The organism is Bacillus sp. (in: firmicutes) (genome assembly GCA_012842745.1).
GTDB lineage: Bacteria > Bacillota > Bacilli > Bacillales > Bacillaceae_J > Schinkia.
In genome coordinates, this window is the sequence record DUSF01000048.1 from 89,712 (window position 1) to 102,622 (window position 12,911).

General features: G+C 35.2%; 14 protein-coding genes. 5 read left to right on the forward strand and 9 right to left on the reverse strand.

Features of this window, described 5'->3' with window-relative positions:
- Nucleotides 1-32 precede the first annotated feature (32 nt).
- The 4 genes from GX497_12350 to GX497_12365 all read right to left on the reverse strand — a co-directional run bounded on the left by GX497_12350 (nucleotide 33) and on the right by GX497_12365 (nucleotide 3,904).
- Nucleotides 33-236 (reverse strand): hypothetical protein, encoded by a 204-nt coding sequence (locus GX497_12350; GenBank protein HHY73982.1) that lies wholly within the window; start codon nucleotides 234-236, stop codon nucleotides 33-35.
- A 600-nt stretch (nucleotides 237-836) separates the two neighbouring features.
- Entirely contained in the window at nucleotides 837-1,004 is a 168-nt protein-coding gene (locus tag GX497_12355; GenBank protein HHY73983.1) for a hypothetical protein, read from the reverse strand.
- 92 nt (nucleotides 1,005-1,096) lie between these two features.
- Entirely contained in the window at nucleotides 1,097-2,410 is a 1,314-nt protein-coding gene (locus GX497_12360; GenBank protein HHY73984.1) for a globin-coupled sensor protein, read from the reverse strand.
- Nucleotides 2,411-2,539: 129 nt separating this feature from the next.
- Nucleotides 2,540-3,904 (reverse strand): TrkH family potassium uptake protein, encoded by a 1,365-nt coding sequence (locus tag GX497_12365; GenBank protein HHY73985.1) that lies wholly within the window; start codon nucleotides 3,902-3,904, stop codon nucleotides 2,540-2,542.
- 343 nt (nucleotides 3,905-4,247) lie between these two features.
- On the opposite strand from GX497_12365, the gene GX497_12370 reads away from it, so the two are divergent.
- On the forward strand, nucleotides 4,248-4,619 hold the full coding sequence (locus GX497_12370; GenBank protein ID HHY73986.1) for a hypothetical protein: 372 nt from the start codon (nucleotides 4,248-4,250) through the stop codon (nucleotides 4,617-4,619).
- A gap of 78 nt (nucleotides 4,620-4,697) precedes the next feature.
- Here the strand turns inward: GX497_12370 and GX497_12375 are convergent, their stop codons facing one another.
- On the reverse strand, nucleotides 4,698-5,858 hold the full coding sequence (locus GX497_12375; GenBank protein HHY73987.1) for an aminotransferase A: 1,161 nt from the start codon (nucleotides 5,856-5,858) through the stop codon (nucleotides 4,698-4,700).
- 111 nt (nucleotides 5,859-5,969) lie between these two features.
- The gene (locus GX497_12380) at nucleotides 5,970-7,439 is read right to left on the reverse strand and encodes a PAS domain S-box protein (protein ID HHY73988.1); all 1,470 of its coding nucleotides are present in this window, start codon (nucleotides 7,437-7,439) and stop codon (nucleotides 5,970-5,972) included.
- Nucleotides 7,440-7,670: 231 nt separating this feature from the next.
- On the opposite strand from GX497_12380, the gene GX497_12385 reads away from it, so the two are divergent.
- Complete coding sequence (locus GX497_12385; GenBank protein ID HHY73989.1) at nucleotides 7,671-8,807, forward strand: amidohydrolase; 1,137 nt, start codon at nucleotides 7,671-7,673, stop codon at nucleotides 8,805-8,807.
- Nucleotides 8,808-8,868: 61 nt separating this feature from the next.
- Here the strand turns inward: GX497_12385 and GX497_12390 are convergent, their stop codons facing one another.
- The gene (locus GX497_12390; GenBank protein HHY73990.1) at nucleotides 8,869-9,351 is read right to left on the reverse strand and encodes a hypothetical protein; all 483 of its coding nucleotides are present in this window, start codon (nucleotides 9,349-9,351) and stop codon (nucleotides 8,869-8,871) included.
- A 112-nt stretch (nucleotides 9,352-9,463) separates the two neighbouring features.
- Nucleotides 9,464-10,402: a LysM peptidoglycan-binding domain-containing protein gene (locus GX497_12395; GenBank protein HHY73991.1), complete on the reverse strand. Its 939-nt coding sequence runs from the start codon at nucleotides 10,400-10,402 to the stop codon at nucleotides 9,464-9,466.
- A 195-nt stretch (nucleotides 10,403-10,597) separates the two neighbouring features.
- Between GX497_12395 and GX497_12400 the strand changes: the two genes are divergently transcribed.
- Nucleotides 10,598-11,218 carry a CoA pyrophosphatase gene (locus GX497_12400; protein ID HHY73992.1) on the forward strand — a complete coding sequence of 207 codons (621 nt, stop codon included), beginning with the start codon at nucleotides 10,598-10,600 and terminating at the stop codon, nucleotides 11,216-11,218.
- Between the two features lie 79 nt (nucleotides 11,219-11,297).
- Entirely contained in the window at nucleotides 11,298-12,086 is a 789-nt protein-coding gene (locus GX497_12405) for an HAD family hydrolase (protein ID HHY73993.1), read from the forward strand.
- 41 nt (nucleotides 12,087-12,127) lie between these two features.
- Here GX497_12405 and GX497_12410 read toward each other — a convergent pair whose 3' ends face one another.
- Nucleotides 12,128-12,427: a hypothetical protein gene (locus GX497_12410; GenBank protein ID HHY73994.1), complete on the reverse strand. Its 300-nt coding sequence runs from the start codon at nucleotides 12,425-12,427 to the stop codon at nucleotides 12,128-12,130.
- A 221-nt stretch (nucleotides 12,428-12,648) separates the two neighbouring features.
- Between GX497_12410 and GX497_12415 the strand changes: the two genes are divergently transcribed.
- On the forward strand, nucleotides 12,649-12,822 hold the full coding sequence (locus tag GX497_12415; protein HHY73995.1) for a hypothetical protein: 174 nt from the start codon (nucleotides 12,649-12,651) through the stop codon (nucleotides 12,820-12,822).
- Nucleotides 12,823-12,911: the final 89 nt, after the last annotated feature.

Consider the following 12,911-nt stretch of genomic DNA (forward strand, 5'->3'; position numbering starts at 1 on the left):
TTATTATGCAAAATAATCTCTATAGTAAAGGTTTAGTAGCCGTAATCCCAGTCAACTTTGTCTTCTTTGAAACCAAGAAGCTCAACTTCTCCTAAATCAACTTCGTTATGATTTAAAGTACATGTGCAATGCTCGTGACCACACTGTTTCTTAATTTCCTCTAAAGTTTTCATTTCAACATCCTCTAAAACTACAATCTCCTCATTATTACGGTAAAGTACTGCTGTACCAGCCATAATTAATGCGCCACCTTTCATTTTTTAACCTTTATTTTATTTTGTTTTGTTCTTTACAATTCTTATTATAGCTCGTTTATTTTTTTGTACTATATATTGTGAAGAAATTCACAAGTACGGCAAAAATATTTAAACATTCTGTTACAAAACAAAATTTCCAGTATAAACGTCATGAAAAGTGTTATAATGATATATATACATTATTTCAGTAAAGCGCTTTCAAGCCATTCGAAGTAATTGACCCTCTATCTTTACAGAGAGTCAAAACTTAAATTCTGTAAATATCAATTATTATTATAAAGATCGCAAATATACTGGATAACTGATTGCTCTTCCTCTTTTGCTTTTTGTTGCTCTACAGGTTTTACCTCAACCGTATTTTGCATATTGTATCTTCCTTCCATAATTAACGTTTTAAAAAATTTATCGATATTTTCTGATAATTTTAAACCCGAATACTCATTAAGTCAACACCATTTCCACTAATTTTTCTTAGAAATTTGTGGCATTCTTTTGTAAGCGATAACATAAAACAAAAGGAAAATCCGAACAAAATAAAAAACTGCAAAAATGCTTGCAGTCATACTTTCATTTAAAATATTAATCTCCTAATGGTTGCTTCCTAGGTTCAGATGAAGGAAATAATCGGCGCTCTCCATGACCTTTATAATCACGCAAGTATTCTTTTAACGCCTTTTTTACATTTTTCCTAATAGGAAGCTTTTTTTTATCGGACCGTTCGTCTTGCCTACTTACAGTTTTAAGCATTTGACAAACCCCCTTAAGAAATGTAATTCCCTTACTTACATTATAATAGATTTATGCAAATACAGAAATAGGGAATTGAGAGAAGAATAATGTTAAATATGTCTAACAGTATCATCAAGTCGTTCTGCTGTAGCCGCTACTTTCTCTGTTGCTTGACCAATCTCTTCGGTCACCTTCACAAGCTCCTTCATTTTAGCCTCGACACTTTCGATATCCTGTAATGATTCATTAATAGAATGGGTAATATTTTCAAATGCTTCATTCGTAAAATTAGATTCTTCTTCACCATGAACAACCATACTTTGAACATCATTGATCGAGCGAACAACTTCTGTTGTGTATTCATTAGACTGATTAATTAATGTACTGATTTCAGCAACTGATTTTTTTGTTTCATCGGCAAGCTTTCGAACCTCATCAGCTACAACAGCAAATCCTTTCCCATATTCTCCTGCTCTGGCAGCTTCTATCGCCGAATTTAATGCCAATAAATTTGTTTGCTCAGCAATGTCTTGGACGATAGAAACTACCTTTTTAATTCGCTCGCTAGAGTCATTAAGTTCTAGGATCACAGACTTCATATGGGTTGTACTAGATGTAATCGAATGAATTTGGTTTTTTAAGGTGAGCATCCGTTTTTGTCCTTCCACTGCAGCATCTTTCGTTAGTTTTGATTTTTCCGTGCTGTTCATTACATTAAAACTAACTTCCTGGCTGCTGGCAATTAATTCTTCAACAGAGGCACTCGTTTCTACGGAAAGCGCTGCAACCTCTTCGCTGACATCTAAAATCCGCGCCTTTAAATCGCTTTTCACGGCATCATATCGCTTTTCTCTTTCCGAAATATTTTCAGCTTCATATTCATTTAAAACAAGCTGAATTTCAAAATTTAATAAGATTGTTACGGCTCTTACAAATTGAAGGATTGATTTACGTCCCCCTACATTTTCAAAAATCAAATCAATTAAACAGTTTTGAATGTTCTGTAATGCTGCCATATACCATATCGGCTCAAGGCCAATATCATAATGAACCTTTGCTATCCTTTTCCGACTTTCAATCGATTGATCATCAATTGTTCCATTAAATATTTCTACTAAATAATTCTGAAGGGTCATTTTTAACCGATCAAAAGTTGAATATTTTTCTACAATTTGCGTTAATTCCTTAATGTTCATCATTTTATCATAAAAATAATTTACAACTGATTCAATATTTTCTTCTACCATTGGTTGTAAAGCCTTGATTAATTTTAGAGTTTTTACATCTAAATTAATCAATTCCATATGTTTTTGTAGCTCTAAGCTTGAAACACTTATAAAAACTTCCATTTCCCTAGCATTTTTTAACAACTCTCCATCTACAATTACTTCTTCTTTTAAGGCATTGCGTTTAAAGAAAACCATTTTTTTACCTCCAGCACGATTGTATATGGTTGCTTTGTTTTATTATACCAGATATTTATTAAACGATTTACAAAACTATGGTAATAAAATGTGAAATTAAAAAAGAGCTGAATGCAGCTCTTTTTTCGATTAGCCTATAATAATTTTTTCCTTCGGAAAATGATACTTTTCCTCTTTTTCTTGCCCACGAATTAAAAACAGGAAGGAAAAAATGCCAATTCTTCCGATAAACATCAAGGTAATTAGCACTAATTTACTAGCCACGCTGAGATTAGGCGTGATGCCCATTGATTGTCCACATGTTCCGAATGCGGATGCCACATCAAATATAATTGGCAAAATAGGAACTGATTCAAGCGCGGATAATACAATGACTGCTGACGTACAAAGAATAATTGCCGTTGCAAGGACGACAGATGCCTTCGTAATATCTTGCGGGTCTATTTCTCTATTGAATACTTTAATCGTATTTCGACCGCGAGCATAAAAATAAATGCTCAAAACTATAATCGCAAAAGTCGTTGTCCGAATCCCTCCGCCAACACTAGATGGTGACGCACCTATAAACATTAACATTGACGTTAGCAGTAACGTTGATTCCGAGAATTGTAAAATATCCGCCGTAGCAAAGCCGGCACTTCTTGCCGTTACGGATTGAAATAAAGCATAGAAAAATGCCTCATGCCATTTTTTATCAACAAAAAAAGAATGCCACTCCAACAGGAAAACCGCGATTGTACCAAGGACAACGATTACAAAATATGTTGTTGTCGTAATTTTTGTAAACAATGAAAAGTGATAAGGATACTTTCCACGATGTGTTAAATAATGCTTGATCTCTATTAAAACGGGGAAACCTATTGCGCCTAATATAATTAAAAGCATTGTAATAAATTGAACGAAATAATCATTAGCAAAGGGAATTAAAGATTCACCTGTAATATCAAAGCCAGCATTTGTAGTAGCACTAATTGACAAAAAAAGGCCATGTAAGTATGCTTCCTGCCATGTGCCATAATACTTCAAAAAATATGTACCTAAAACAATCGCACCGATAAGCTCAATTATAATGATTAAATATAAAATTTGTTTTATTAAATAGACAAGCCCTGAAAACGTTGACTGATTCTGGTCTGTCATAATCAAGAGCCGTTCTTTAAAGCCAATTTTCTTTCCTAATAAAAGCCAGATAAATGTACCTAAAGCCATAACGCCAACGCCGCCAAATTGCATAATAAACATTAACATAAAAAAGCCTGTAACACTAAATGTATCAGCGATTGACACGACTGTTAACCCAGTTACACTAATCGCGCTTACTGCAGTAAAAAGAGCATCAATGAAAGGCAATGATACTCCAGATTTATGGGCGATTGGCAAACTTAAAAGCATGGTTGAAAATAAAATAGCACTTATGTAATAGAAAACAATGAGCTGAACAGATGTTAATTTTAACGAATTTTTTTTCCGGTTTCTTTCTACTGCTATTGACATAAATATCCCCTTAAATCAACTGTCATGCTACTTAGTTTACATTTTCCAGACAAAATGTCAATCCACCGCTTCATCTATACTTTAACCTTGAATAAATCGGATGAAGTCGCAAATAATAAAATGGGAATGGAATGATTAAAACGTATAAGGAGATGGATAGGTTTGACACAATCAAAAGGACAAAAGGGACGACAATTTAGAAAACGAAAAGAAGCGCAAAATCCTCATGGAAAAATAAAATCATTTAAAGAGCTGTCGACTGAAAAAGAATAACATTCAGAAACACCTCCTAAATAAAATTCACATAAATTAATAGTATAGATTTATTGGGAGGTGTTTCTCTATGCTCTATAGGTATTATAATCGATATGACTGGGATAATACGAATAACCAACTGTTTTGGCAAGGTCCATTAGATTACCATAATATTAATGAACCAAATGGAGGTTGGACCCCGCTTCAATTAGAAAATGAGGATTTCTCGTTAACATCCAATTACGATATGGGCGGGCCCCACCCTTATCCTAATCCGTTTTATAATCATATGCTACCACCAAAACCGCCGATATATTATTGGCTTTCACACTTCTATGACGAAGATGGAAAGTTTGATTTTAATAAAATGACAACCACCTTCGGTCAAATTACAAATACAGTGAAACAAGTGAGCCCCCTCATTAAATCATTTGGTGCATTTTTGGGGAAAATACAATAAGTAAATATAAATATTTAATTCCATTAGCTGATGATTGCGACTTAGCTTGAGTGATTACCAGATAATGGAATGTTGTTTCTATACTTTAAATTTATTTATAAACTCCTCAATTCGATTTAATCCCTCTTCCAACGTCTCCATTGAGTATGCATATGACAGCCTTACATAGCCTTCCCCATACTTTGAAAATGCTGCTCCGGGCACAACAGCAACACCTGCTTCTTGCAATAATTTAATCGAAAAATCAAAAGAAGACATGTTAAATTGTTTAATCGATGGAAACATATAAAATGCACCTGTTGGCTGCTCCACTTCAAATCCAAGAAATTTCAATCGTTTAAAGGCATAATGCATCCTTTTCATGTATTCATGCTTCATTGTCAAGGCACTGTTCATTCCCTTTGTTAAGGCCTCTATCGCCGCATATTGGGAAATGCTTGAAGCACAAGCTACACTGAATTGATGGACTTTAAGCATATATCTTGTTAAAAAGGCGGGGGCAAAGGCAAAGCCAATACGCCAACCTGTCATTGAATGTGATTTTGATATACCGTTCACAACAATTGTCTTCTCTCTCATTTCAGGAAAGCTTGCGATTGATTGATGTGATTCAGTAAACACTAGTTCACTATATACTTCATCAGACAATACAAAAATGTCCTTGTCCATCAGTAAATCTGCAATCTCTTTTAAATCATTATTGTTAAGTGTGCATCCCGTTGGATTCGACGGATATGGTAAGACGATGCATCGGGTTTTATCTGTTAAATGTTCGCTTATTTGGCTGGCGGTTAGCTTAAATCCCGTTTCCCTCGTGTCGACTAAAACTGGTATGCCACCTGCTAATTTTATTAGAGCTTCATAGCTCGGATAAGCTGGACCTGGCAGAATTACTTCCGCCCCTTCGCTTACAATTGTCCGAATGGCAATATCAATAGCCTCGCTAGCCCCCGCAGTTACAATAATCTCATCTTCAGGATTATACAATAGATTGTATTTCGTTTTTACAAAATTACTAGCCGCCTCACGCAAAGTGAATAAGCCAGCATTATGAGTATATGTTGTTAAATCATCATCTATTGCTAGCTTTGCAGCTTCTTTTACTCCTTCAGGTGTTGTAAAATCAGGTTGTCCAATCGTTAACGAAATAACATCTTCATATTCGGAAACCATATTAAAAAATTGACGAATTCCCGAAAATTGAATATCCTTTACATTCGGATTAATTAAATGTTCCACTTTTATCATCCATTTCCATATAAGATACCGTATCAAAAATAATAATCCCTTTTAATACTAATATAGTATTGTCCATAAAGGCAACAAACACTACCTATTTCATGGTTCTGCTTACTTCTCTCCAATCAATGGCAGGTAAACAATAACCTCCGTTCCTTTACCTAGTTCACTTTCAAAAAACAGGTCACCTCCATGATCTTCTAGCAATTTTCTCGTAATCATGAGACCTAGACCTGTGCCTTTTTCTTTTGTGGAATAAAAAGGTTCTCCAAGCTTTTTGAGTCTTTCTTGTGATATTCCCGGCCCATCATCTATGACTCGAATCGTTATCATAGATTTAGGATTAGTTACTTGTCCTTTTATAAAAATAGTGCCCTTCGATTGGAGCGCTTCCATTGCGTTTTTTATGATATTAATAAAGATTTGTTTTAAATGATTAGCATTGCTCTTAACCTTTAACATCGCGATTTCATCAAGCTCGACCTCGATTTCAATCCCTTTAAGGTTAGCCTCCGCTTGCATTAAACTAATGACCTGATCCAAAATTGGTTTAAAAGACTGGATTTCAAATTTTATTTCTTGCTGCGGTTTTGCCAGAAATAAAAATTCATTGATGATTGTTTCAATTCGATCTAATTCATCCAGCATAATATTTGTATAGGAAGATGGAACATTTCCCTCTGATTTAATAATTTGCAAAAAACCTTTAATTGATGTCAATGGATTGCGAATTTCATGAGCAATACCTGCGGCTAGCTGCCCCACTGTTGACAATTTTTCCGAACGGGTAAGCAATTCTTCACGCTCAACGACTTTCGTTATATCCTCTGTAACCCCAATAACGACCTCAAGTGCACCATCTTTATATACAGGGAGCCCTTTTACTCTTATCCATTGCATTGGCTTACCATGCTGTTGGTAGCGGAACATTACAATTGTTTCACATTCTCTCATCTGGAAGCAGGCTTCTTTAACCTTTTCTATGTCGTTTGAATCAATTTGCTGCAAAAATACATCCACTTTTTCTTCAAACTCAACACTTGAAAATCCAAGAATATTTTTTACGGCAGGGCTAATATAATACCATTCTTCCATATCAGGAGAGGCAATCCAAAAGACTTCGCCAATGTTATTCGCAAGCAAATGAAAACGTTCTTCACTTTCAACTAATGCCTCAATCATTCTCACTTGCTCTGTAACATCTTGGGCAAAAATTGAAAGCCCATCTTTAGAAGGGTAGGCACTGAACTGCAAATATTTATTAAAATTCGGCGAATATTCTTGAAATCTGACAACCTTTAAGTCCTTCATGGCCATGTTTATATTTTTATAAAATCCTGGGTGTGCTTCCATTGGAAATATAGACCAAATACTGTCGCCAAGAAGTTCTTGCCTTTGCTTTTTAAAAATATTCTCTAGTGACTTATTGATAAAAACAAAGCGCCATTCCCGATTAATAGCACAAAAACCATCCGAAATACTTTCTAACAGCTCATAATGCCTTTTATTGGAGGCGCGCAAAACTTCATTTAGTAATTCAAGCTGTTTCTGCAGTTCGCTATAATTTTCTGTTTGTTCCATTGCAAAATCTCCAAACATACATATTTTTTATTATGTTACATTCTACAATAAAGCAATTATTCCTGAAACAACAAATAATTTATTTTTTATCATTCATCCTATATTTTACCACTTCTTTGCTATAATGAAATTATATCAACAGTTGTACATAAAGTTAATTATTAGACTTTTGATAAGGGGGCTTGCGCTTTGAAGGCATTATACAATAAATTAAATGATTTATTCCTAGAAATGGTAAATATTCGCAGATACTTGCACCAACATCCTGAATTATCATTTGAAGAGGTAGAAACACCAAAATATATTGCTGAATACCATAAGAAGCTTGGTCATGAGGTTCGAACAGAGGTTGGGGAACGTGGGGTCGTTGCAGTTCTTAAAGGAGCCCATCAAGGACCTACTGTTGCTCTAAGAGCTGATTTTGATGCATTGCCTATCCAAGAGGAAAATGATGTGCCTTACAAATCGAAATATGCTGGCAAAATGCATGCCTGTGGCCATGATGGTCATACTGCAACATTATTAGTGCTAGCGAAAGCACTTAATAGTATGAAAAATGAATTAAAAGGAAATATTGTCTTTATTCATCAGCATGCTGAAGAGCTTGCACCAGGCGGGGCCATTGCAATGATCGAGGATGGCTGTTTAGAAGGTGTCGATGTTATTTTTGGTACACATCTCTGGGCAACGATCCCTCTAGAAGATATTACCTATTGTCCTGGACCGTTCATGGCTGCTGCTGATCGATTCGAAATAAAAATTCAAGGAAAAGGTGGACATGGTGCACTGCCCCATCTTTCTAAAGATTCAATTGTAATTGGCTCACAATTGGTATTAAACCTCCAGCAAATTGTTAGCCGAAGAATTGATCCATTGGACTCAGCCGTACTTTCGATAGGTTCATTTGTTGCTCAAAACGCTAACAATATTATTGCTGACACTGTTTCTTTATCAGGAACTGTTCGAACATTAAATGAACGAACACGCAGCTTTATGGAAGCTGAAATCGAACGAATTTTAAAAGGAGTATGCCTTGCTTCAGATGTAACTTATTCATATCGTTATAATAAAGGCTATCCACCTGTAGTAAACCATCCGTCCGAAACAGAATTTTTAGCCCGTGTTGCAAAAACCGTCCCAGGAGTAAAAAACGTTCGCCAAATCCCAGCGATTATGGGTGGCGAAGACTTTGCCTACTACTTGCAGCATGTTAAAGGATGCTTTTTCTTTACTGGGGCGATGAATCCAGATTGGGACAACGTATTCTCACATCACCATCCTAAATTTAATATTGACGAACGGGCCATGCTAATTGCTGCCAAAACACTAGGAAGTGCGGCATTCACTTATATAGATGAAAATAGATAAATATTAGAAAAAACTACAAAGGAGGGGAACTAAAAATTAGGCCCCCTCCTTTCTTTCAATATTATCGCGTTGTTCCTGTTCTCATTCCGCCGCCGGTACCATTTCCAATACCATTGACATTTCGATTACGAATATTATTGTTATTATCAAACAAATTATTATTATTGTTTCCATTAATTAATGGATTTCGATCTTCATTTGGCTCTTCACCAGGGTCCGGTTCTGCATTATCGTAGTCCACATCAATAAGATCTGCATCGCCGTTGTTATTGTTATTACCACGGTTAAATGTGCCCATGCGGTTATTAACGTTATTATCGAAGACACCGTTGTTTCGATAATTATCTAAATTATAACGAATATTTCCAGGGTTAAGATCGTTGTTATTAAAACGAACGTTCTCCGTATTTACACCGCGGTTATTATTATTAACCCCTCTTGTGCCAGTATTATTGTCCACACCATTATTATCATTCGTACCGCAACCTGCAAGCAATCCAATCGTCAGTAAAGAAGATGAAACGAAAAGCAATGGTTTTTTCATGTTTGTCCCTCCATCAAAATTGTTTTCGTCCACACCATTAATATGTCCACAATTTTTTGGAGTCATGAAAAAAAATTTGAAAATCTACATCCATTTTTGGGTGAATTTTTCATTACATCGTAAAACGATGGTTTCCAATATCAGAGACAACTTCTCGAGCGAGTAAAAATGGATTTGTCGTGTTTGCCTTGTTATAAAAATAAACAGCGTTTTTAACTGGTTTTTCTCCTTCTAACGCTTTTTTGGCAGCATTTATAGCACTTTGGCTAGGCTTAACAGTATTAATTCTGCCAGTCGCAACAGGAGTAAATTGTCCAGCCTCCATTATTACGTCTTTTATCGTATTAGGGAAACGATTATCACGAACTCGATTTAAGATGACATTGCCAATCGCAACTTGACCGTTAAATGACTCTCCGCCAGCTTCGGCTTCAATTAATTTTGCTAACAATAAAAGGTCTTCCTCATTTTGATTTTTCATGACATACGGAACGACAACCTTTAAATTTTCTTCTGGGCTAATCGCATCTGATGATAGTTTATTTCTTTCCTTAATTAATTCAGCAGTAGTATTAAATTGCTGACTGATTGAATATAAACTATCACCTTCTTGTACTTTGTAAAGCGGTATTGAATTCAATTGGATTGAATTACCATCCGTCCATTTCACATTTAAATGTAACATCTCCGCTACGGCGCGAATAGGTAAATATGTTCGTTCATATTTAATTAATGGAGGAACATCCATTATGTATTCGTCGCCATTCATAATAACTCGCCTTGCTTTTGGGTAAAATTTAAGTTGATCATAAATTGGTGACTGAATTAGAACTGTTTGTTCTGCACCTTTCCATTCAACAGCCGCTCCTAGTTGTTCCCCAACAAACCTTATCGGAACATACAGACGCTCATTTTCAACAAAAAGCGGCTCTTGAAAAGATACTAGCTGATCATTTACGTAAACTTGATAACTAGAGTTCGCATTTGCATTAGTCGGTAAAAAGGCCATTAATCCTATGACTAAGATAAACAATGCCCTAATTACTCCCATACCATCACCTCTTTTTTGTAAGTTTTTTCACAAGTCGATGCTCTCGACTGCTGTTTTGAGTGTAGCATTGGATGGTATAACACTTCATTAGTAGGTAGCTGGACATTTTTCCTTATTCAGGTAACCAAACTCCCACTTTAAGGCCGTCTGTGCTAGAATGATAGTAAGATTTTTTTGCTTAAGGGGGGCACTTTGATGGATGGTTATGCCATAAGCTTTCAAAAAATAAAAAATAATCTGCCACACATTCTAGGCAACAAATCCTTCAAAACTTATGCCGTATTGGTACCTTTGATAAAAACAAATGATGATATTGAGGTTATCTTCGAAGTACGTGCACACAGTTTAAGACGTCAACCAGGTGAAATTAGTTTTCCAGGCGGACGAATCGATCAGGATGATGAAAATAGTAAAGCGGCTGCCATTAGGGAAACTTGTGAAGAATTGCAAATTAATAAGAAAGAGATTGACGTAATTGGCCCATTAGATTTTTATGTTACTTCAACTGAAGCGATTATATACCCATATGTCGGCTGGATTGAAAAGAATTTAGCGGATATCTCTCCTAATTCAGCGGAAGTAAATGAGTTATTCACCGTTCCACTTTCATTTCTTTTAAAGGCTGAACCAGAAATTTATAGAGTCAACTATGAAGTACAGCCTGAAGACGATTTCCCTTTTCACCTTATCCCAAACGGAAAAAATTATAATTGGCGCCAACGTGGTATGAGAGAATATTTTTATTATTATGAAGACAAGGTAATCTGGGGTATGACAGCGCGAATTCTTCACGAGTTTCTCGAAAAGTTAAAATAAATTTTTCTTTTCTTATATACAAAATCATCATTCAATTGTAGTCTTGGGATATAGATAATAGAAAGAGGAGTTTACAAAAATGGTTAAAGCAATATTTTTCGATCTAGACGATACTTTATTATGGGATCAAAAAAGTGTAAAAGAGGCATTTGTTGGAACATGTCAAAAAGCAAAAGAAAAATATAATATCGATCCCGAATTGCTAGAGGAAGCTGTCCGAAATGAAGCTAGAGAGCTTTACAGCTCCTATGAAACATATCCGTTTACACAAATGATTGGAATCAATCCATTTGAAGGTCTTTGGGGAAATTTTTTAGATGATCAAGATGACTTTAAAAAGTTGAGCCAAATTGTCCCTACTTATCGTAAAGATGCCTGGACTCGCGGCTTAAGCGCACTTGGCATCGATGATTCCGATTTTGGCCATGAGTTAGGAGAACTTTTCCCAGCGATACGTCGAACAGTACCGTTTGTTTATGAGGAATCATTTCAAATCCTCGACCAATTAAAAGGAAAGTATAAACTTCTATTATTAACGAATGGCTCACCTGATTTGCAAAATACGAAACTAGCCATTACACCTGAAATTGCGCCTTATTTTGACCATATTGTTATTTCGGGTGACTATGGACGCGGCAAACCAGACCCTTCTATTTTCGAGCATGCTTTAAAATTAATGAATATAAATAGTGATGAAGCCATTATGGTAGGTGATAATTTATTAACAGACATCCTTGGGGCAACACGGGCAGGAATCAAATCCGTATGGATTAATCGCCATAATAAAGAAAGACTTTCAGATGTTACCCCTACATATGAAATTAAACATCTTGAAGAGCTATTCTCCATTTTAGACGAACTAAAATAAGTATGAAATAAACTGCTAGGGGTGGGAATCCCCTAGCGGTTTTATACTTTCATTGTTGCTTTTTTTACTTCCTTTAATACTTGATTAATTTTACTGCGATGCTTCCATAAAAAATTAAGAAGATCATCGATATCATCAATCATCGTTTCCCCATCATCACAATAATTTTCTCCCATGCCATGGAATGACCATTGATTCTCTTTTTTCATAAGTGTATATTGGCCACCACGTTCTTTGTCATCAAATACAAAATAATGCTTTGCATTTTCAGAGTCAAAAGACGCAATATTTGTGAACTCTTCTAAAAACTCCATTGCGTCCAGTTTTTTCCTAATTATCAATTTCTACACACCTTTCATCATTTTCATTTTGAAAATATGTTGTTATATTAATACTTCGACAAAGAAACTATTTTCCTTGTAAAAAATTCAAAAAAGTTTTCGAGGTTATTCGCCAAACAGAAAAAAGACTACTAAAAAACTTTTTTATTGCCTTCTTCCACCTTTTTCTTTAGAATAAACAATATACAACTTAATACTAGGTACTAATAGGAGGTATAAAATTGGATAATAAAGATACTTTCAAAGTCGTTAAACTGTTGCAGGACTTAACAAACTCATTAAGGGGAAATACGAATATTTATGATTCCCAGTATGTCGAAAGTGTAAAACACCGAATACCACAAATAGAACGAGCTTTTTTTGAATTAAAAAAATACTTCGATCAACAAAACTAATTTTTTTTAGGATTTTTTATAAATGACCTCCTTCTACCGCAAAATTGAGCGCTTAGTCGATTCCGCCCTTTTAACTCTTCAAACTACAA

Bases quoted from the DNA above. Each gene is read 5' to 3' on its own strand.
- GX497_12355 (HHY73983.1), bottom strand. From the start codon at position 1,004: ATGCTTAAAACTGTAAGTAGGCAAGACGAACGGTCCGATAAAAAAAAG.
- GX497_12395 (HHY73991.1), bottom strand. From the start codon at position 10,402: ATGGGAGTAATTAGGGCATTGTTTATCTTAGTCATAGGATTAATGGCC.
- GX497_12380 (HHY73988.1), bottom strand. From the start codon at position 7,439: ATGGAACAAACAGAAAATTATAGCGAACTGCAGAAACAGCTTGAATTA.
- GX497_12405 (HHY73993.1), top strand. From the start codon at position 11,298: ATGGTTAAAGCAATATTTTTCGATCTAGACGATACTTTATTATGGGAT.
- GX497_12365 (HHY73985.1), bottom strand. From the start codon at position 3,904: ATGTCAATAGCAGTAGAAAGAAACCGGAAAAAAAATTCGTTAAAATTA.
- GX497_12400 (HHY73992.1), top strand. From the start codon at position 10,598: ATGGATGGTTATGCCATAAGCTTTCAAAAAATAAAAAATAATCTGCCA.
- GX497_12360 (HHY73984.1), bottom strand. From the start codon at position 2,410: ATGGTTTTCTTTAAACGCAATGCCTTAAAAGAAGAAGTAATTGTAGAT.
- GX497_12385 (HHY73989.1), top strand. From the start codon at position 7,671: ATGGTAAATATTCGCAGATACTTGCACCAACATCCTGAATTATCATTT.
- GX497_12350 (HHY73982.1), bottom strand. From the start codon at position 236: ATGGCTGGTACAGCAGTACTTTACCGTAATAATGAGGAGATTGTAGTT.
- GX497_12390 (HHY73990.1), bottom strand. From the start codon at position 9,351: ATGAAAAAACCATTGCTTTTCGTTTCATCTTCTTTACTGACGATTGGA.
- GX497_12370 (HHY73986.1), top strand. From the start codon at position 4,248: ATGCTCTATAGGTATTATAATCGATATGACTGGGATAATACGAATAAC.